Raw genomic sequence first — 19,893 nt, 5'->3', positions numbered from 1 at the left:
GGTTGCTACGATTGCCACGCCACAAATCTGAACGCGTCTCCCGCCCGCTTGATATGCCCGGCCGAATAATGGCCGCCGATCACCAGCGTCGGCGTGTCGGCAAAACGCGAGAACATCTCGCGCCGGGTCGCCGCCGATTGAGCGGGATCGGAATCGACGACCGAGCACCAGTCGAGATGCGCCATCTGGCAGGGATGATGGGCAACGTCGCCGGTCAGAAGCCCCTGCTCGCCACCGGACTCGATCAGGACGCTCATGTGCCCGGGACTGTGGCCCGGGGTTGGGATCAGCTTGATTTCCTCGCAGAGCCGGTGATCGCTCGGGATGAGCTCGGCCCGGTCAGCATCGACGACCGGCTTCACGGAATCGTTGAACACCGCAACCTTATCCGGTTCGGCCGTGTAATCGCGCCAGTATTCATATTCGGTTCTGCCGAAGACGTAGCGCGCCTTCGGGAAGGTCGGCACCCATCGGCCGTCGACCAGCCTCGTGTTCCAGCCGACATGGTCGACGTGAAGATGCGTGCACAGCACGGTATCGATGCTGTCAGGCGGAAAACCCGCCGCCGTCATGGTCTCCAGAAACGGAGTGCTGCGATTGTTCCAGGTCGGGACGCTACGGCCCTGCTTGTCGTTGCCAAGGCCGGTGTCGACCACGATCCGGCGCGTAGGCGTCTCCACCACCAGCGAGTGGATCGACATCTTCAGCCGGCCTTCTTCGGTGGCGAAATGCGTGATCAGCCAGGGCAGTTTGCGGATTTCGTCGTGGGTCGCTGCCGGCAGGATGAAGCGGGTCGAGCCCACCGTCTCCATTTCGACGAATTTCGTGATCCTGACCTTGCCGACCTTCCACTGCATCCGGCGCATCCCCGTGTTCTTGCTCTTGCGTTGGAACATGCACACTTTCCGCCATCAAGCGCAATGGATCATCTGGGGTGATGTGGCGTTATCGCGAGGAACCGGAAAGAAGCCGGAGAGGGAGCCATGCCAGAGCTTGCGATTTCCGCGGACAAGGTCGCCTTCATCATCGAGAAGGCGCGCGAATTCGACGTCAAGGAGGCGGCTTCCGATCCGGATTCCGGCTCGAACCCGAGCGATGACGACGCGATCGACGTCCTCGAGGACAACGGCTCCGATCCGGTCGGCCACGAGCTCGGCAGCTTCATGATCGTCTTGAACGAGGACGAGCAGATCGATCTCGTCGCGCTGACCTGGCTCGGTCGCGGCGACGGCACCATCGATGATTGGGACGATTTGCGCGCCCGTGCCGTGGAGGCGCGGGGTGAGTATAGCAGCCCGCGCCGTGAGACGGTGCACTATCTGCTCGGCGAGCCCATGCTGGGCGATCTGCTCGCTGCCGGACTCGACGAATTCGGTATCGACTGGGCCCGTGAGCGTCTCACCGCCGATTCCTCCGATCCCAGCGAGCGCGACGAGGACGAAGCGACGAAGCAGCGGTGAGTTTGCTTAACTAGCCAGCTTGCGGGTCTCTTCGCCTCTCCCCGCTTGCGGGGAGAGGCCGGATTGCATCGAAGATGCAATCCGGGTGAGGGGGAGTCTCCACGAATCCAACTGTCACCGTGCTTGGCGGAGAGAGCCCCTCACCCCAACCCTCTCCCCGTAAGAACGGGGCGAGGGAGTACACCTGCAATCGCGACTACAGCGTTCCCGGGAACGCGCCGCCATCGAGCAAGATGTTCTGCCCGGTGATGAAGCCGGCCTTGGCGCCGCAGAGGAAGGCGCAGGCATAGCCGAACTCGTCGGGCTGGCCGAAGCGCCCCGCAGGGTTGAGCTTGGCACGTTCAGTCAGGATCTGCTCCGGCGTGACGCCACGTTTGTCGGCTTCGGCCTTGGCGGTGCCGGTGAGACGATCGGTCTCGAACGGACCAGGCAACAGGCCGTTGATGGTGACGTTGTTGATCACGGTCTTGCGCGACAGGCCGGCGATGAAGCCGGTGAGGCCGGCGCGTGCACCGTTGGAGAGGCCGAGGATGTCGATCGGCGCCTTCACCGCGGCCGAGGTGATGTTGACGATGCGGCCGAACTTGCGCGCCATCATGCCGTCCACCGTCGCCTTGATCAGCTCGATCGGCGTCAGCATGTTGGCGTCGATCGCCTTGATCCAATCGTCGCGGGTCCAGTTGCGGAAATCGCCGGGCGGCGGGCCGCCGGCATTGTTGATCAGGATATCAGGCTCGGGGCAGGCCTTCAGCACGGCCTCGCGGCCCGCCGGCGTCGTAATGTCGCCGACGATCTCGGTGACGGTCACGTCAGGATAGGCTTTGCGGATATCATCGGCGGTCTTCTTCAAGGCTTCGGCACCGCGCGCGGTCAGCGTGACGTGAACGCCAGCCTCCGCCAGCGCGATGGCGCAGGCGCGCCCGAGGCCCTTGCTGGATGCGCAGACGATGGCGCGGCGACCTTTGATCCCAAGATCCACTGTTTCACTCCCGTAATGTCAGGCAGGTTTTGGATGCGGCCACTCTAGCCAACATCGATGCCGCTGATAAGGGATGGGCTCGCTTCAAAATGCATGGCGCGCGCTACGGCGATGCAAATGCGCCCTAGATGCGCCGCTCCTGCTTGAGGCGGTCGATCGCGGCAGCCGCCTCCGGCGGCAGCGATTTGAATCCCATCCGCCCCACCGTCGAGAACAACGGTCGCAGATGCGAGCCGGCGAGGAACGGCGGCTGGCGATTGGCCGGCACGATCTGGTCGAACACCGCTACCAGCGTGATGGCGACGAGGCCGACCCTGATGGCGCCGAGCGCGGCGCCGCCGAGCCGGTCGCCGATGCCGGCCTCGCCGATGGTGTCGTTCAGCGCGACACGGCCGATATGCCCGAGCAGCATGCCGACCACCAGGAAGATGGCGAAGAACCAGATCCAGTTCTGCAGCAGCGGCGAATTCGGATTGGCGGCGATCTGCGGCGCGATCAGCGGCATCAACGCCACCGCCATCGGCGCGGCGAGGAGATAGGCGAGGATGGTCATGGCGCTGCGCAGCAGCCCGGTCCTGAATCCGAGGCCGACCGCGATGGCGAGTGCCGCATAGACCGCGAGATCGAAACCGTTCATGCGTGCGAGCTCACCTCGGGGAACGCTGCCGCGCTGGAACGAATGAACGCCGAACCGATCATTCCGGTTTCAGATCGCTAAAATCGTCTGTATTGATGGCTGCAAAAGCTCGAGCTAGTCGTCCAAGGAAATCGCCATGTCAGACCTATTCGACGTCAGTAAAGAAACCATCCTCGTAACAGGCGCGAGCCAGGGGCTGGGGCGGCAATTTGCCCGGGTGCTGGCGGCCCATGGTGCATCCGTCGCGCTCGCGGCGCGGCAGACCGACAAGCTGAAAAGCCTGGAAGAAGAAATCCGCGGCAAGGGCGGCCGCGCTGCCGCCGTCGCGCTCGACGTCACCGACACCGCGTCGATCGCCAGGGCGGTCGATGCGGCGGAAGCCGCGCTCGGGCCCGTCACCGTGCTGATCAACAATGCCGGCATCGCCATCGAGAAGCTCGCGACCGAGCAGACCGAGGCCGATTGGGATGCCGTGATCGGCGCCAACCTCAAGGGCGCCTATTTCCTCGCGACGGAAGTGGCGCGGCGCATGATCGCGCGCAAGCAGTCGGGGAACATCGTCAACATCGCCTCCGTGCTCGGCACCGGCGTGCTCAAGGCAGTGTCGCCCTACGCGATCTCCAAGGCCGGCATCATCCAGGCGACCAGGGCGATGGCGCTGGAGCTCGCGGGGCAGAACATCCGCATCAACGCGCTCGCGCCCGGCTACATCGACACTGAGATGAACCACGCCTTCTGGTCGACGCCCGCAGGTGAGCGCCTGGCTAAACGCATCCCGCAGCGCCGCGTCGGCGCCGAATCCGATCTCGACGGCGCGATCCTGCTGCTGGCGTCGAACGCCTCGCGCTACATGACGGGCAGTGTGGTCACCGTGGACGGCGGGTTCTTGTTGAATTGAGCGTGTCTTCGCCTCTCCCCGCGTGCGGGGAGAGGCCGGAATTTGCGCAGCAAATTCCGGGTGAGGGGGAGCCTCCGCGAGTCCGTCTCCCACCGAGTTCGCGGATAGAGGCCCCCAACCCTCTCCCCGTAAGAACGGGGAGAGGGAGAAGAGCTACCGCATATCCGCCGCCTTCTCCGCGATCATGATGGTCGGTGCATTGGTGTTGCCACCGATCAGCGTCGGCGTGATTGAGGCGTTGAGACAGCCTACGACATGAACCGCATCAACTTCTCCAGCCGCGCGATCTTGCCGCCATAGGGCGGATAGAGGTCGGCGAGGCGGTTGAACTTGGAGCGATAGAACACCGGCTTCAGCTTGCTGAAGGTGCGAAAGCCCCATTCGCCGTGATAGGCGCCGGTGCCGGATGCGCCGACGCCGCCCATCGGTTGGTTGACTTGCGTGAAGTGGAACAGGCAGTCGTTGATTGTGACGCCGCCGGAGATGGTGCGCGCCAGCACCTCGTCGCGCGCGTTGCTGTCCTTGCCGAACCAGTACAGCGCCAGCGGCCGGTCGCGGGCGTTGACGAAGGCGATGGCGTCGGCCGGATCGCGATAGCCCAGCACCGGCAGCACGGGCCCAAAGATCTCCTCCTGCATCACTGCCATCGCTTCGGTCGCACTGAGGATCAGCGTCGGCGGGAATTTGCGGTGCGCCTTCCAGTTGGGATCGTCGGGCTTTGCCGGTTGCAGGATCTTGGCGCCGCGCTGCGCGGCATCCGCGACGAGGCCTTCGAGCCGCGCATAATGCCGGTCGGAGATGACGGAGGTGTAGTCCTTGTCGGCGGGATCGGTGCCGAACATGCGCCGCATCTGTGTGCGCACCTTTTCGGCAAAGGATTGCACCGAATTCTCCGGCACCAGCACATAATCCGGCGCGATGCAGGTCTGGCCGGCATTGAGCAGCTTTCCATAAGCGATGCGCTCGGCCGCCTCATCGAGATCCGCCGAGGCGTCGATGATCGCCGGCGACTTGCCGCCGAGCTCGAGCGTGACAGGCGTCAGATTGCGTCCCGCAGCCTCCGCGACCAGCCGCCCGACCCGCGTCGAGCCGGTGAAGACGAGATGATCGAACGGCAGGCGCGCAAAGCCCTTTGCGATCTCGTCCTCGATGCCGGTGACGAGCACTTCGGTGGCATCGAACCTCTGCCCGACCGTCTCCTTCAGCAGCGCCGAGAAGTGCGGCACGAGCTCGCTCGGCTTGATGATGACACGGTTGCCGGCGGCGATGGCGCCGATCGCGGGCGCGAGCGTGAGCTGCAGCGGATAATTCCAGGGCGCGATGATGCCGACCACGCCGAGCGGCTGCGGCATCAGCCGGTTGCGCGCGGGCAGGAATTGCAGCGCGGTGGCAACGCGCTGCGGTGTCATCCAGCTCTTCAGGTGTTTTGTCGCATGCCGGATCTCGGAGAAGACCAGCATGGTCTCGGCAATCGTGGTCTCGACCGCCGAGCGGTGGCCGAAATCGGCCGAGATCGCCTGCCGGAAGCGCTCCTCGTTGTCCGCGACCACCGCGCGCAGCCGCGCCAGCCGGTCGAGCCGCTCGGCGAGGTCAGGCGCCGGCTCGGTCCGCGACCGCGCAATCATGGCATGGAAGGCATCCTCCAGCGCCCGCAGCGGGGTGCTTGTCAGGGACTGGTCCAAGGCGTGATCCAAGGCACGGTCCATGGCGTTCCTCCCTAAAATGGGCGTCTGGCCCTGATTTTGTTGCGGCCAAGCTGGCCCTTTGCGGAACTCCTGGCAAGTGCATGCCAAACGGACCCAAAATCGGTCCATCCGTTGTCATAAAGTCGAAAAAAACGTTCCCGCAGCCCTTTCCAAAGCCGGCCCGCCTTGATACATACGCCCCGCACCCGATGGGCGTTGCCCTGGGTTGCCTTCCAAGGAAGCCTTTGGGACGAGTGAGGCAAGCCACGCGAACAGCGCGGGCCTCAACCGACCGTCGCCGGCTTTTGGCGAAGGCAAAGCAAGTGTTTAACGCGGGGTGGAGCAGCCCGGTAGCTCGTCAGGCTCATAACCTGAAGGTCATAGGTTCAAATCCTATCCCCGCAACCAAATTCGGATTGACCGGATCCGATACGAAAATGGCCCGCGCGACGCGGGCCATTTGTGTTTGGTGGAAAGATCGCGGGCCGGCTCAGGCCGCGGCCAGTGCCGTCGCGCTCATGTCGGTTAGCAGCGCGCCTGCAAACCACCGACTCGGCCGGCTCGGCGGGGTGTTGCAGCAGTTGCGACCTTCCAACCGTCAATTGAGTGCACTGCCACCCTCCGCGTAGCTTATGGACCTGATGAAGCATCCCGACGCATCGCAGAAGGCGGCGCTCTCTCAACTCCTGTGCTGCAGCAAATGTGCATTGTCTTTCGCGCCGCTGGCAAGGATGAGAAGTGAAACCGACAGCGAGATTGCCAGCCCACGGCTGCCACCGCCGCGACTTGCCGCTCGCGGATAGGCGTACAAAGGAAACAGCACTAGGACGAGGGACGTCGCGTAATGCACGAAGCGGACGAGGACGAGCCATAGCTCCACGACTAGTTGCCGATAGTGAAGGTGTATTCGCCTTTGACGCGGTGGGTGTCCTCAGAGACCGCGTGCCATATCACCCGGTACTTGCCGGCCGGCAACGGCGCATCGAGAGGCACGACAAGCTGCTTCTTGTCCTTCAGGTCGACTGCCGGGGTACCTGTAGCAATCGACTTGCCACTCTCGTCCCGCAACTCCAGGCCTGAAAATTTGGCAATAACTCCTTCCGAGAAGTTCAGGCGGATTTCCTTGGTCGTGGGCGCGGCGCGCTCTATGCCATCCGACGGTGGAGCAGAGGATGTGAGCTTAGGATGAGCCATTGCTTCGGTCGCAGCAAGGGCGAGGCCGATGCCCGCGCTGATGGCTAAAAGTCTAGCGCGCATATTTCATTCTCCTCGCCTCGAAGCCTACCATCCCCAACTGCGGTAATTGGGATAGTAATAATTGTAGCGCGGCCGATAATAGCTGTAGTCGCCGCGATCCTCATGATAGCCCCCGTGCAAGTCGCGGAGGGCGCGGTGATAGGCGCGATGCTCGGCACGGCTCTCAAACCCTTCCTCGTGCGCCCGTTCATGAGCTTCGCCGAGCTCGTCATGAAATGCGCGGTGCCCATTGTCCCACTCGTCATGGGCGAGCGCCGGTAGCGTGGACAGTGCCGTAAAGGCAAACGCGGTGGCCAGAAGTGCACTCTTCAGTTTCATGACAACTCTCCCGACTCTAAGAGGCGATACGAGGAACCTATTCCGGGAAAAATAGGCATTCGCGCTTGAATGAATGCTGAACCAAGTTTGACGGGAAAGAGACAGGGTTCGGATTCCCTTTCGTTGCGCTTCCTGTCGATCTCATCAGGGAGTCCGCCTCTCGACGAATCGTTGCAACTCGCCACACAGGATAGAGAAAGCGTGGTTATCCGCGTGGCGTTTTCATGGGACGGCGCCTAGCCTAACAGCGAGGCTCCACAGCCGTGCAGCGCTGGCTGGGTTCCAAATCGAATGGAATTTCACTGCGAAAGCGCTTCGGTGCGTCGACCGGTGATTGCGGATGCGCCGCGACTCTCGCTCTCCGCCGCGCCATCCCGAGATGATATCGCGCTGTCAGCGCTGCGCCTGACCGTTGCCGCAAGTAGCGCGTGGATAGGAAACAACCCCATGCATGCAATCCCGATGGCGATGTGGATCCACCGGGCCGGCTCCCGCGTTTGTTCGCCCCCGTAATAGAGCACGAGACCTGTCATGGCGAGCAAGGCAAGCATGGCCAGCGTGGTGCCGCCGGTCCATCGCTTGCGGCGCCGGTGCCAGCCCGACCGCACGTGCAACGGCAGCAGCGAGCCGATTGCGATCAAAACTGCATAGGCCGAGATGCCGTGGAGCATCAATAGCAATCGTTCGGATTCACTGGGCTCGGCGTCGACGAGGTCGTGCAGAACGAACCAGGCGGCGCCGGTCAGCGCGACCACCGCGGTTGCGGTCCAGACAGCGCTCTTTTGAACAAAGCCGAGGCGCATGGATCAGGCCGCCATTGGCTGGAGATCACCGCCGCTGATGAAAGCCGTCGCGCCGAAGCGACCGAAGCAGGGATGCTGCGGCTCGGCGCTCTGGACCAGAATCTTTGTCAAAGCGTCCGCGACGATGCAGCTTGGTGCGACGACCGAATAGGCTCGTCTATCGGTTGTGGAGTCCGGCGATTCCAGCGCTCCGTTCCGGCCGACAGTGGCGAAGGAGGAGGAGGTCGCGATGGCGCCGTTGCGCAACAGTCCGGCCTGCAGCAAGCCCCGGCCTGGAACGTGCACATGGATCGGCTGGTCGATCTCGCCCATGACGCGCAGATCGCCGCCGGCGTTGACAGTCGCGCATCGGACGCCCGCAGCGCGAAGCGAGGCGACGGCGCGATCCACCGCGTAGCCCTTGGCGATTCCGCCAAGGTCGATTGCCACCGGTGCCGTCAAACGCACGGACCGATCCTCCGACAGGCGGACTGCGCTGAAGTCGCCTTCACAGACATGGTCGAGGTCGTTGGACGGCAGCAACTCGCGGCGCATCAGCTCGAAGCCGACCGCGCAGTCGAACAGGCCGTTGCTTGCTGCATGAAACGCTGCCGCGTGACGCAGAACCCGCGCCGTCCAGGGATGGACTGTCACGGGCTTTCGGAACGCCGCGCGGTTGATGCGTCCGATGTCGCTACCTGCATCGTGGAAGCTCATCAGACGCTGAACCAGCAATACCGCCTCGAAGGCGCGGGCAACCGCTCGTTCAGCGTCGGCTTGCGCGACGCCCTCGACCTCGATCTCCACGATCGTGCCCAGCAGCGGTCGTGCGCGCCTCATGGCTACTGCCCCCTCAGACTCTGGTACTGCCCGACAACACGTCTCACGCCATCGGTAATGTGCTTGCACGACAAGGTCGCGCCGCTGATGTTCTTGATATCGACATTGAGCTGCAGCGGCGAGCTCGCGCTCTTGCCTATGAATTGCGAGCGCCACGAGGCCTCGCGAACCTCGTAGCCATAGGATTCGTTGTATTCGAGGATTTCGATATGCTTGACCGTGCCGCCGGCGGTGATGCCGACGGCGTATTTGATGTATTCGTGCTTGCCGAGCACGCGGTCGATCACGACGATCCCTCCCGAGGAGGCGCGGAAGACTCCCGCCCTGCCGCCGGGGACGAACGATGCGCCGGGAAAGATCGCCTGCATCGCCTGCTGTTCACTCATATACACGGTGGCGCCAGCCGGCGCGATCAGAACGATCGCTGCCGGCGCGGCGAGGAGTGGTGTCCACTTCATGCTGCCCCGCCTCGAAACTTCATTTCACAGCGAACGGCACGCCGAGGCGGAACATCACCTCGTCGCGCGCGTGCTCGTCGCCGTAGATGCGTCCGTGCTTCACCACTGACGCCTGATCCTCGTTGTAGGTGATGACCATCGGCAGTTGGTGACGCCAGGCCAGCGTCCACCAGAATTCCTTCTGCGCGTAGTGGATGACGGGTCCGGCAAAGAATGCGGAATGTTCGGGATTGTTGAACCAGTAGCCGGTGAATTCGTTGTGGACGCGGGTCTCGAAGCCGATCATCCAGTTCGGCATCACGAGATAGGACATGCCGAAGGTCACGTCGATCGGCGAAGCTCTTTCGATCGAGCCGTCGGCGTACACCTCGCGCTCATGCTTGCCCATGATATTAATAGCGGCAATGAGGCGATCCTCCAGGAAGTTCTTCTGCAAGATCACCCGCCATTCCAGCTCCTTCTCCCTCGGCCCGATCTCCGGTTCGATGTAGAGCGCGAGCCCGATCGGATCGGTCACGGGATTGAGAACCTGATAGATCGCCTCGAAGGAAACCGAATCGAAGCGAGTCTTCTCGTAACGCGAGTACGGGTCGAAGGAAGCATCGAGAAACTGAGTCACGCCCGGTCCGCCCGTCGTCCCGTCGAAGCCGTTGCGGAAGGCGTTGGCATAACTCCAGTTGAAATAACCGGAAATCTGCAGCTGGTTGGTGAGACCATATTCGATCTCCTCCTTGTTCTGCATGAAAAAATACTGTCCCTGCGACTGCCCTGACTGCATGAACGATTTGTGTTCGTATTCAAACGTGCCCTGCGGATGCACATCGGCGGTGTAGATCCAGCCGAACGGCGATTCCCCTGCACGCGCCTGACAAGCGGTCAGCATCACAGCTGCCGCGCATATCGGTCCCACCAAACGCTTCACTGTCGTCCCCATCAAAGAAAAGCCTGTGGGACGCGGCCTACAGCGACACACGAAGGTGTGACAATACACCTCAGGTTGGAATTAATCTAAACTCGTCCAGCACCTTCACTCGCGGGATGCTCGGCGTCATTTCGCAAGGTTTCGGAAAAATAAGTAAGTGAGCAGCAAGAGCAGCTTACCCTCTATTCGCCTTCTGGCTGGAGCGATTCTAATTTTGACAAATTCCAATCGAGGTTCGGATCTGTTGCACTTGTCGTCAGGGAGCACGACGTGCCGACGTCTTCGCAAGACGCTGAAGCTGGCCGCGACGGAACCGCCGCAGCAGCCCAAGCGGTGTTCGAAGGAGCCGAGACTCGTGATCGGCTTGCCTAGGACTGTTCGGTGCCGGTGCTCGTCGCTCCGTCGTCCCCAGGCTCAGCTTGGCGAGACGTTGCAGCAATCACGGGACTTACTCGCCGCTCAATCGAATGCCCTGCCACCGCAATTCGAAGATGTTCACGTCCACCACCTACATCTATCGCCCGATGAACCGGATCATCCCGGCCTCGTTCGGATTGAACCCGCGGGGAAAGACAGTGCGATCATCGTATGTCGCGCCGCTCAGCCTTGCTCCCGCAAGACGAGCATTGGTCAAATCGGCGCCCCTGAACCACGTGAGACGCCAGTTAGGCAACTCACTGACGGCATTGGCGTCGGAAAGATCGGCGCCGATCAACTTCGCGCCAGTGAAATCCGCACCACCGATATTGGCCCGACGCAAGTCGGCACCTGACAGGTCAGCTCCAATGAAATCGGTCGAACCGCCCAGATTGTCGAGCCCACAATTGGCACCGCGAAGGTCGGCTCGGCGCAGATTGGCGCTATTGAAGGTCGCGCCGCGCAGGTCGCAACGCGCCAAAATGGCGCCTTCGAGCACCGCATCGTGAAACATTGCCCAGTAAAAGTCCGCTTCCGCCATGTCGACGCCGGCGAGTTGAGCGAACATCATGTCGCGGCCCTGCTGCACTGTCCCGGCCAGCGAGCAGTCGTTGGGCGGCAGGCGCACCGTACGATCCAGAGGTTCATCCGGTTTAGGCAAAGCATCGGGATCATCAGATCTAGCCATGCAACTCTGTCGCGCGATCTGACGTTTTCGTTCGATCCGGGTCGATTGCGAAAGATCAATAGCTTGGAAGATGTTCACTGCGTCCGCGGCGCAGGAGACGCCGAGATCAGATCGTAACCTTGAAGCGCTGGCCCGTGAGGCTGAGCGCCGCAAGCGGTTCGGCATGGCGCGCCTCCCCTCAAAACTCCCTAATCATCTTCCCATCCGCCCCCACCAGGCTCGACGGTGCCTCCCCAAACACCAGCCCCTCCGGCTGAAACTTGATCGTTGTCCCGCCCTCGACGAACTCCGCAAAATTCCTTGGCGTTGCCGCGTGCACGCCGTTGGCCAGGAAGTCGCTGGTCTCGTAGCAGGTGTCGGGCTTGCCGCCGGAGCCTTCGCCCAAAAACTTCTGGAAGGTCTGGCTCGTCACCTTGGCCTTCTTGCGCGCCGACCAGTTGGTGTAGCGGCGGTAGAGTTTTGGCGGGATCACCGGGCCCTTGTCGGTCGCGAGCACGGCGGTGTCGCCAGCCCTGGGCTCGCGCAGGTCGAAGTCGAAGGCGCCAATCGTTTTGGCGAGATGCTTCCAGACCGGCAGCTTCTTGCTGCGCGCGCTCTTGGCGAGGGCGAGGATAGCCCTGATCTCGTCGTCGTTCATCGAGGAGTAGAACGTCGGATAGGCAAAGCCCTGTTCGACCAGCCAGTGGTTGATGTCGATTGTCTCGCCTCCGACCGTCACCTCGATGTCGCCGACCAGCCTTCCATAGGTGTCGAACACCTCGTTCGGCGCATCGACATGGGTGAACACCCGGCAGGGAAGCGCGGCTTCGCCGGCACGGCTGAGGAAATCGTGCAGAGCCTTGCTCGCGGTGGCGCCGAGGAATTGCCGGTAGGAATGGGTGACCTCGTGATAGGCCTGCTTCTTGGCCTCCGTCAGTCCCTTCTTCTCGGCGGTCGACAGGGGCGAGGGCTGATAGTGCAGCTCAGGCGCGTCGATGCCCTGGAGGCGAACAGTGAGCTTGCCGTTCTTGATCGGCGCGGTCGACGTGCGGCCCTTGACCTTGGCGCCCTCGAAGACATGGGTCGGCTGGAATGGCGAGGTGTCGTTCTTGCGGAAGCGGATCGCGTCCGGCGCGATGGTCACCACCACCTTGGTGGTGTCGGCGTCCGACCGCCCCTCCGGCCAGAACTGCTTGACCTCGATGGTGCCTTCGACCTCCAGCAGTCCCACGGGCATCGGCCGCTCCTGTCACCGCGCGCGACCATCGACTTCTGACAAAGCGATTCGCGCGCACAATGAGAGGCAACCGATCATCTTCGTGCGACAGTCCCATGACGGCAGCTGCGACAGCTGCGACGCGGTCGCGGCGACAGCTCTCGACTTACACGAGGCTGACAACGGGGTTTCTCGCAGTGAATACGCTCGAAGGGCCAGAGCGGCGGACGTCAGATCTTGGACGAGTGGGATCGATCAGTCGCAGCAAGACGCCCGCGCGCCTGTCGCGCGGGGGGCGGCAATGGGTTCTTGAACCAAGAAGAACGCTTCTGAAGATCACGATCTGTGCGGACAGACCATTGTCAGATAGAGCAGCGTCGGCGCCTTGTCCTCGCCGTTCTTGTACTCCCACTCCAGCCGGATCTCGTGCCGGTGCGCGTAGGCATCGCTTGCCGCATGGGTGATGATCTTCGTCTTCATTGGGATCGGCGGCTCGGAGTTGAAGCATTTCCGGACGCAGGCATCGAGCAGATCGCATCGCGTCAGAGGAATGACGCCGGGCTCATCCTTGGACAGCGGGACCGTGTTCGGCTGGGTGCTGAGATCGACGCGGGCTCGGCCCTTCTCCTTGTGCCAGTACTTGGCGCTGCCCTGCGGCCACTTCGATGGCGGGTTCAAGATCAGGTGGTATTGGCCATATTCCAAAGTTGGCAGATCGATATCGTCCGATGCCTTGAGCTTCGCGACACTCTTCTTCATGTTCGCTAAAGGATAGTAGTTCCTGTTCATCAAGTCTCGAAATGCCTTGCCGCTATATACCAGTCCGGCCATCGCCTCTTTCCTCGATATGTCTGTTTGTCAAAATCTGTAGCGGGCAGGCCGAAAATACGCGTCACGCTGCGGCCGATCACGCAATTTTGGTGCGCAGTCACGCTACCACCCAGGAGTGCGCTTCGTCCAGAGACGCACCATTCAGTAACATCGCGTATGCCGCAGGTCCGATTGCCATGCATCCTCCTATGGGTAATGTTGGGTCGAACGCCGCGTAGGCGTTGGAGCGGGGACTGCCGGGGCAGTCGTTGAAGGCACTGGAATGCATTGTTTCGCGTGTCAGTCGGCAATTGGTCCGGGCGACAGCTGGTGCTCCAAATGCGGAGCGGCGGTCCGTCAGCGCGTCGATCCCGATAGCGAACGACGATTTGTAACGATTCTGCGCGCCGACGTCGTCGATTCCACCGGACTCGTTGCCGAACTGGAGCCGGAGCAGGCGGTGTTGCGTCTTGAGCCGGCGCTTGCGGCGATGAGAGGCGCGGTGCGGCAGTTTGGTGGCATCGTCAGTAAAGAGTTGGGCGACGGGTTGGCAGCGGTATTCGGCGCTCCGATCGCCGACGACAACCATGCGCCCCTGGCCTGTCACGCGGCCATCGAGCTTGTCCGGCGTGTCGGCAGCCTGGGCGATCCCGGTCTTCAGGTCCGGGTCGGCCTCCACTCGGGTCATGTGGTGACCTACATGGTCGCCAGCGAATTTTCCAAAGTCTACGAGATCGGCGGGGCCGCTCAGCATCTAGCAGCTCGGCTGGAAGCAGCGGCCGAGGCGAACCAGATCTATGTCTCGCAAGCCTGCCAGGAGCTCGCGGACGGACATGTGCGCTTTGAATTCCTCGGCCGAAAAGCGCTCCGTGGTTTTGGCGAGCCCATGCCGGTGTACCGGATCATGGGCGCGAGCGATCTATCGAGCTGGCGGGTCCGACGTGCGCGCAGCGTTTCCCGTTTCGTCGACCGCACGACAGAGAGGGCATTGCTATGGCGTGCCACGGAAAGGGTCGCCGCCGGCCGGCAGACGGTCCTGCTGACAGGTGACGCCGGCATCGGAAAGTCGCGGCTTGCGCACGAGTTTGCGCAAGATCTCCGGGCCAGCGGCTGGCGGCTGATCGATGCCGAGTGCAGCCCGAATCTCCAGGGTGCTCCGTACAGCGCCCTCAAGCGCCTGTTGCTGTCGGTCTTTGATACAGCTGCGAGGGGTCAGACCAGGACGGACGATCCCAGAGACACGTTGCCGGTGGTGCAGCAACGAGCCATCGACGCGGTCCTGGACTTACCGATTTCCGATCCGCAATGGGACGAATTGGAGCCTCACGCCCGCGGCCGAGCGATTTCAGACGCCAGCTGCGCGATCGTCGAGAGCATCGCCCGTCGCCAGCGCACCGTCCTTCTGATCGAAGACCTGCACTGGATCGATCGGGCCAGCGACACGGTTGTGGCCACCCTTTCCGGACTGCAAAGCCCCGATTTGCTTGTGCTGCTGACGACGCGGCCCAACGGAATGCCGGTGTGGATCGCAAATTGCCACGCGGAGATCGTGGCGATGCGGCCTCTCGACGACGATTCGGGTCTGGCCATGCTCGCGGAGATGCTTGGCCCCGCCACCTCGAATGCGGACCTGAAGAATCGGATCATCTCTCATACCGCCAACGTTCCGCTGTTCATCGAGGAGGTCTGCCGCAGTCTGAAGGACAGCGGCCTGCTTCTTGGCCAGTGGGGTGACCTTTCCCTTGCGCGTCCTGTGGACGAGCTCGGCATCCCCAGCAGCATTCAAGGTGTGATCGCGGCACGGCTCGATCGCGTGTCTCGACAGGAAAGGTCACTTCTTCAGATCGCCGCGGCGCTTGGACGCCGGGCCAACCAGGCCATGTTGCGGAAAGTGGCGGCCTTGCCGGAAGACGTCCTGCAGGATTGCCTCGCCGCACTCGACCGGGCCGAACTGCTGGTCAAGATCGACAGTGAGTTGGAGGATTCGCTCGAATTTCGCCACGAGATGGTCAGGCAGGTGACCTACGATTCGATGGTCGAAAAGGTGCGCGAAAGCATCCATGCCAGCATACTTGCCGCCCTTGAAGGTGACGAGGCATGGGCCGACGATCCGGATGCCCTCTGTTATCACGCGACGAGGGCGAAGGATTGGCAGAAGGCGTTTCGCCATGGCAGGAGCGCGGCCCGGAAATGTCTGGCGCGCTCGGCCTATGTCGACGCGGTCGACTATTTCGAGATCGCAATGGGGTCTCTCGACAAGACGCCGTTGACGCACGCGCGAGAGATGGACGCCATTGACCTCCGGATGGAGGCGCGTTTGGCGTTTGCCGGATCAGGGCGGGTGGCGGAGGCGTTGGACCTGGGGCGGGAAGCCGAACGGCGAGCAGATGCGATCAGCGACATTGGACGCAAAGTGGCGGCCATGACCATGAGAGCGGGCGCGCAGAACTTCTACGGGACGCCGGTCGAAGCTGTCGCGATCGGCGAAGATGTTGTTCAATTGGCGGAAAGCTCGGGCAACCCCGGCTGGCGCAATCTCGCTCAATATGGTCTCGGGCAGGCCTATTTTCTTTCCGGCCGCTACCATGGCGCCGAGAAGATGCTGGCCACGGCCCGCGTCCATCTTGCGGGTCCAACAGCGAGTGCTCCTATCGGCACGACCCCACGATCTTTGCTCCTCCTGTGCTGCATGATGAACAGCATCACCCACACCGTCATGGGCGAGCTCGACGTCGCCGAGCAGCTCCAACAACAAGCTTCCGCGATCGCGGACGAGACCAACCGCCCCTACGACCGCGTCGCGGCCGCCTATAGCGGCGGATGGCTGAAGCTGGGGCAGAACGATCCGGCGGCGGCCGCTTCCATCCTCGAGGACGGCTTCGTCCTCGCGCAGAAGCACGGCATCCGGCTGTTCGTGCCGGTACTCGCCTGCCATCTCGGCATGGCCTATCTGGAGCAGGGCCTGTTCGATCGGGCGCGGGGCGTGCTGACCGAGGCGCGCGAGGAGGCGAAGGCGGTCGGCTATACCTCGGCGGTGCTGCGCAGCTCGATCTACCTGGCGCTGGCTACCTACCGCCTCGGCGACGCCAGGGCTGCGCAGAACATGCTGCGCGAGGCGCGCAACACGGCGCGCCAGCAGGGGTTCTCGGGCCTCGAGGCCGAGGCCCTGTTTGGCGAAGCCGTGGTGATGCCGGCGTCCAGCGCCGAAAGCAGGGCGGCCACCCTCGCAGCCCTGCGCGCCGCTATCGCGATCGCCTCCGAGAGCGGCGCGCTGCCGCTCCAGCACAAGGCCGAGGCGATGCTAGGCGAGATGCTGGCCCAAGGCGACGAGCTCACCTGAACCTTGTGCCTTCATGGGGTGGGCGTGCGATGGTACCGTCGTGCCGGTTTTTCTGCCCGACGGGTCAATTAAATATTGCAACTGATACAAAGGCTTAGCACGACGCTTCTACTGTGCATGGGGTTGTTTTTTCACTTTTTTGCAGGCTCCGTCATCGTCCAGCGCAGAGGACGGCAAGCCCGTGTCTCCCCCCGATGACAAAGTCCCTTGCGCGCACAGCAAGGTCGGCTACCGTTGCCACTAGCCGCAGGGCCAGGTGACTTTTGGTTTTCAATTTCTAGCATCCGATTCTCCGGCGCCGCGATGGCGCGACGCCCACCGAACGAGGCGGGCCATGATTACACGAGACCAGTCAGCACTTTTGGCGCCGGTCGAGCGCGACCTGCGGCTCGATCTCTTCCGCGGCATCGGCCTGTGGATGATCTTCCTCGACCACATCCCGCACGACGTCGTGGCCTGGCTGACGCTGCGCAACTACGGCTTCAGCGACGCCGCCGAGTTCTTCGTCTTCATCTCCGGCTATCTGGTCGGCTGGATCTATGGACCGATCGTCGCGGGCGGCTGGTTTCTCGCCGCGGCCAAGCGGCTGTGGCGGCGCGCGGCCGAGCTGTATGTCGCGCACATCATGCTGTTCCTGCTGTTCACGGCGCAGATCGCGCGCACCGTACGTCGCTTCGATAATCCGATGTATGAGCACGAGTTCAACGTGTTCAACTTCCTGGCGCATCCGGACGAGCTGATCGGGCAGGCGATCCTCCTGAAATACAAGCCGGTCAATCTCGACGTGCTGCCGCTCTACATCACGCTGGTGCTCGCCTCGCCCTTCATCGTGTGGTGCCTGGTGCGCCGACCGAACCTGACGCTCGCAGGCTCCGTCGTGCTCTACGTGCTGTCGCGCTGGTTCGATTGGAATATCGCCTCCTATCCGCCCGGCACGACCTGGTACTTCAATCCGTTCTGCTGGCAGCTGATGTTCGTGTTCGCGGCCTGGTGCGGCATCGGCCAGATCGACAAGATCGCGACATGGGTGTGGTCGAAGGCGGCGATGGGGCTGGCCGCAGTCTGGCTGATCTTCGCGCTGCTGATCGTGATGACCTGGCACGTCCCTGCGCTCGAGGCGCTGATCCCGAAATCGATGATCAAGGCGATCTATCCGATCGACAAGACCGATCTCGACATGCTGCGCTTCACGCATTTCCTAGCACTGGCGATCTGGGTGACTCATTTCCTCTCGCGCAAATGGCGGGCGCTGCATTCAACATGGCTGCGGCCCGTCATCCTCTGCGGCCAGCATTCGCTGCCGATCTTCTGCCTCGGTGTGTTCCTCTCGTTCTCGGCGCACTGGATCCTGACGCAATACACCAAGGGTGTCTGGGAGCAGCTCGCCGTCTCCATCGTCGGCATCGTCATCATGGTCGGCGCGGCCTGGCTGCTCGGCCGGGCCGATCGCGTGCCGAACCTGTTCGTGAAGGTGACGGAGGTCGAGGAGGCCGACACCGCATTGGACAACGCGCCGGCCGTGAGCGCTGCCGCCGCGCCTGCGAGCCGCTGAACGCATTGCGCCGCCTGCATTCTCACGGAGGGTCCATGTCCAGACGTTTGTCGACGATCGCCGGCATCTTCCTGCTCCTCGTCTGCGGGGCGTCGGCCCAGGCGCCGTCACTCGAGGCGATGACCGCAGCGCGCAAGCTCGTGGTCACCTTGAAGATCGCGGATCAGTATCGCACGCTGCTGCCGCAGCTCCTGCTCAAGCTGAGGCCCGTGGTCGCCCAGGACAGGCCGGAGATCGAGCGCGACTATGACGCGATGACGGCCCCTGGCTCCGAGATCTACGCCCCGTTCCTGGCATCGATCATCGACCAGGTCGCCGCGCTCTATGCCGCGAGCTTCACGGTGGACGAGCTGCGCCAGATCGAGGCGTTCTATGCCCAGCCGGCAGGGCAGAAATTCCTGGCGAAGTCGGACGCGCTGGCGCAGGCTGGCGCCCAGATCGGCCAGGACGTCAGCCTGAAGGCCGCCGACGAATTGAAGCAGCGCCTGATCGAAGCGCTGCGCCAGAAGGGACACAAGCTCTGAACCGCGCGACTGCGGGCTAGGCCAGAAACACGCGGAAGCGCCGCAGCGCGATCACGAACAAGATGCCGCCGATCAGCGTGAGCGCGACGAGTTGCGGCCACACCGCCTCGAGGCCGGCGCCGCGGAACAGGATCGCCTGCGCGAGCATCACGAAATGCGTGTTGGGCGCCGCCAGCATGATGTCCTGGACGAATTGCGGCATGCTTTCCCGCGGCGTCATGCTGCCTGAAAGCGTCTGTAGCGGCAGCAGGATCATGATCAGCAGCAGCCCGAACTGCGGCATCGATCCGGCGACCGTGGCCAGGAAGATGCCCATGCTGGTGGTGGCGAACAGCTGCAGCGCCGCGCCGAGCAGGAACAGCGCCAGCGAGCCGTCGATCGTGACCGCCAGCCATCCCTTCACCACGAAGCCGATCGACAGGGCGGAGGCAACCAGCACCACCGCTCCCATCGACCAGACCTTGCTCACCATGATCTCCAAGGGGGTAACCGGCATCACCAGGAGGTGCTCGATCGTGCCGTGCTCTCGCTCGCGGATCAACGCTGCGCCGGTCAGGATGATCGAGAGCATGGTGATCGAGGTGATCACCTGGTCGATGGCGCCGAACCATGACTTCTTCAGCTCGGGGTTGAAGCGCGCCCGCAGCGCCAGCTCGATCGGCGGCGTCTGCGCATCGCGGGTGTGTGCCAGAAACTCCGCGACCTCCGCGCTGACGATCTGCTCGACATAGCCGCCGCCGTTGAAGGCTTGCGAGATTCGCGTGGCGTCGACGTTGAGCTGGATGGCTGGCGACTTCCGCGCCAGTAGATCGCGCTGAAAGTCCGGCGGGATGTCCAGCGCGAAGGTGTCGAGGCCGGCATCCATCCTCCGGTCCATCTCGTATTGCGAGATCAGGCGCGGCTTGGAGAAATAGGGCGCGGTGAACGCCATCTCGATGCGGGTCGAGACTGGCGAATGATCCTCGTCGACGATAGCGATTGCGGCGCGGTTCAGGGTCTCCGGCAGCGCTCTTGCTCCGGCATAGACCGCCAGCGTGAAGGAATAGACGATGAGTACGAGCAGCATGGGGTCACGCACCAGGCCGCGCAATTCCTTGATGCCGAGCTGGAGCACGTTGTCAAAGCGCATGG

Annotated in this window: 19 protein-coding genes and 1 tRNA gene; 6 read left to right on the top strand and 14 right to left on the bottom strand. The window is 62.9% G+C overall.

Annotation, left to right across the window (positions count from 1 at the left end):
* Positions 1 to 5: 5 nt before the first annotated feature.
* Positions 6 to 857: an MBL fold metallo-hydrolase gene (locus XH85_RS42805; protein ID WP_164939758.1), complete on the bottom strand. Its 852-nt coding sequence runs from the start codon at positions 855 to 857 to the stop codon at positions 6 to 8.
* Between the two features lie 126 nt (positions 858 to 983).
* Here XH85_RS42805 and XH85_RS42800 point away from each other — a divergent pair, with 126 nt between their 5' ends.
* Positions 984 to 1,460: a DUF3775 domain-containing protein gene (locus XH85_RS42800; RefSeq protein ID WP_128936737.1), complete on the top strand. Its 477-nt coding sequence runs from the start codon at positions 984 to 986 to the stop codon at positions 1,458 to 1,460.
* Between the two features lie 196 nt (positions 1,461 to 1,656).
* On the opposite strand, the gene XH85_RS42790 is transcribed toward XH85_RS42800, so the two are convergent.
* Positions 1,657 to 2,439, bottom strand: coding sequence for an SDR family oxidoreductase (locus tag XH85_RS42790; protein WP_128936735.1), 783 nt, complete (start codon positions 2,437 to 2,439; stop codon positions 1,657 to 1,659).
* 124 nt (positions 2,440 to 2,563) lie between these two features.
* Complete coding sequence (locus XH85_RS42785; protein WP_128936734.1) at positions 2,564 to 3,076, bottom strand: CvpA family protein; 513 nt, start codon at positions 3,074 to 3,076, stop codon at positions 2,564 to 2,566.
* Between the two features lie 136 nt (positions 3,077 to 3,212).
* On the opposite strand from XH85_RS42785, the gene XH85_RS42780 reads away from it, so the two are divergent.
* Positions 3,213 to 3,974 carry an SDR family oxidoreductase gene (locus XH85_RS42780; RefSeq protein ID WP_128936733.1) on the top strand — a complete coding sequence of 254 codons (762 nt, stop codon included), beginning with the start codon at positions 3,213 to 3,215 and terminating at the stop codon, positions 3,972 to 3,974.
* A 248-nt stretch (positions 3,975 to 4,222) separates the two neighbouring features.
* Here XH85_RS42780 and XH85_RS42775 read toward each other — a convergent pair whose 3' ends face one another.
* Entirely contained in the window at positions 4,223 to 5,680 is a 1,458-nt protein-coding gene (locus XH85_RS42775; protein WP_128936732.1) for a coniferyl aldehyde dehydrogenase, read from the bottom strand.
* A 310-nt stretch (positions 5,681 to 5,990) separates the two neighbouring features.
* On the opposite strand from XH85_RS42775, the gene XH85_RS42770 reads away from it, so the two are divergent.
* A tRNA-Met gene (locus XH85_RS42770) sits at positions 5,991 to 6,067 on the top strand.
* A gap of 474 nt (positions 6,068 to 6,541) precedes the next feature.
* Here XH85_RS42770 and copC read toward each other — a convergent pair.
* The 9 genes from copC to XH85_RS42725 all read right to left on the bottom strand — a co-directional run bounded on the left by copC (position 6,542) and on the right by XH85_RS42725 (position 13,367).
* Positions 6,542 to 6,916 carry a copper homeostasis periplasmic binding protein CopC gene (copC, locus tag XH85_RS42765; protein ID WP_128936731.1) on the bottom strand — a complete coding sequence of 125 codons (375 nt, stop codon included), beginning with the start codon at positions 6,914 to 6,916 and terminating at the stop codon, positions 6,542 to 6,544.
* Between the two features lie 24 nt (positions 6,917 to 6,940).
* Positions 6,941 to 7,234: a hypothetical protein gene (locus XH85_RS42760; protein WP_128936730.1), complete on the bottom strand. Its 294-nt coding sequence runs from the start codon at positions 7,232 to 7,234 to the stop codon at positions 6,941 to 6,943.
* Between the two features lie 299 nt (positions 7,235 to 7,533).
* Positions 7,534 to 7,989 (bottom strand): cytochrome b/b6 domain-containing protein, encoded by a 456-nt coding sequence (locus XH85_RS42755; protein WP_164940900.1) that lies wholly within the window; start codon positions 7,987 to 7,989, stop codon positions 7,534 to 7,536.
* 51 nt (positions 7,990 to 8,040) lie between these two features.
* Positions 8,041 to 8,856 (bottom strand): FAD:protein FMN transferase, encoded by an 816-nt coding sequence (locus XH85_RS42750; RefSeq protein WP_128936728.1) that lies wholly within the window; start codon positions 8,854 to 8,856, stop codon positions 8,041 to 8,043.
* Between the two features lie 2 nt (positions 8,857 to 8,858).
* Positions 8,859 to 9,314 carry an FMN-binding protein gene (locus XH85_RS42745; RefSeq protein ID WP_128936727.1) on the bottom strand — a complete coding sequence of 152 codons (456 nt, stop codon included), beginning with the start codon at positions 9,312 to 9,314 and terminating at the stop codon, positions 8,859 to 8,861.
* Positions 9,315 to 9,333: 19 nt separating this feature from the next.
* Positions 9,334 to 10,197: a DUF6662 family protein gene (locus XH85_RS42740; RefSeq protein WP_128936726.1), complete on the bottom strand. Its 864-nt coding sequence runs from the start codon at positions 10,195 to 10,197 to the stop codon at positions 9,334 to 9,336.
* Between the two features lie 553 nt (positions 10,198 to 10,750).
* Positions 10,751 to 11,506: a pentapeptide repeat-containing protein gene (locus XH85_RS42735; protein WP_128936725.1), complete on the bottom strand. Its 756-nt coding sequence runs from the start codon at positions 11,504 to 11,506 to the stop codon at positions 10,751 to 10,753.
* Positions 11,507 to 11,519: 13 nt separating this feature from the next.
* Complete coding sequence (locus XH85_RS42730) at positions 11,520 to 12,557, bottom strand: thermonuclease family protein (protein WP_128936724.1); 1,038 nt, start codon at positions 12,555 to 12,557, stop codon at positions 11,520 to 11,522.
* A gap of 315 nt (positions 12,558 to 12,872) precedes the next feature.
* Positions 12,873 to 13,367 (bottom strand): hypothetical protein, encoded by a 495-nt coding sequence (locus XH85_RS42725; protein ID WP_128936723.1) that lies wholly within the window; start codon positions 13,365 to 13,367, stop codon positions 12,873 to 12,875.
* A gap of 262 nt (positions 13,368 to 13,629) precedes the next feature.
* Between XH85_RS42725 and XH85_RS42720 the strand changes: the two genes are divergently transcribed.
* The 3 genes from XH85_RS42720 to XH85_RS42710 all read left to right on the top strand — a co-directional run bounded on the left by XH85_RS42720 (position 13,630) and on the right by XH85_RS42710 (position 18,762).
* Positions 13,630 to 16,686 carry an ATP-binding protein gene (locus XH85_RS42720; RefSeq protein ID WP_128936722.1) on the top strand — a complete coding sequence of 1,019 codons (3,057 nt, stop codon included), beginning with the start codon at positions 13,630 to 13,632 and terminating at the stop codon, positions 16,684 to 16,686.
* Positions 16,687 to 17,020: 334 nt separating this feature from the next.
* The gene (locus XH85_RS42715; RefSeq protein ID WP_128936721.1) at positions 17,021 to 18,238 is read left to right on the top strand and encodes an OpgC domain-containing protein; all 1,218 of its coding nucleotides are present in this window, start codon (positions 17,021 to 17,023) and stop codon (positions 18,236 to 18,238) included.
* 35 nt (positions 18,239 to 18,273) lie between these two features.
* Positions 18,274 to 18,762: a DUF2059 domain-containing protein gene (locus tag XH85_RS42710; RefSeq protein ID WP_128936720.1), complete on the top strand. Its 489-nt coding sequence runs from the start codon at positions 18,274 to 18,276 to the stop codon at positions 18,760 to 18,762.
* A 16-nt stretch (positions 18,763 to 18,778) separates the two neighbouring features.
* Here XH85_RS42710 and XH85_RS42705 read toward each other — a convergent pair whose 3' ends face one another.
* Positions 18,779 to 19,891 carry an ABC transporter permease gene (locus XH85_RS42705; RefSeq protein ID WP_128936719.1) on the bottom strand — a complete coding sequence of 371 codons (1,113 nt, stop codon included), beginning with the start codon at positions 19,889 to 19,891 and terminating at the stop codon, positions 18,779 to 18,781.
* Positions 19,892 to 19,893: the final 2 nt, after the last annotated feature.

It is taken from the genome of Bradyrhizobium zhanjiangense (assembly GCF_004114935.1).
GTDB classification, from domain to species: domain Bacteria; phylum Pseudomonadota; class Alphaproteobacteria; order Rhizobiales; family Xanthobacteraceae; genus Bradyrhizobium; species Bradyrhizobium zhanjiangense.
This window is presented reverse-complemented; position numbering and strand designations above follow the sequence as displayed.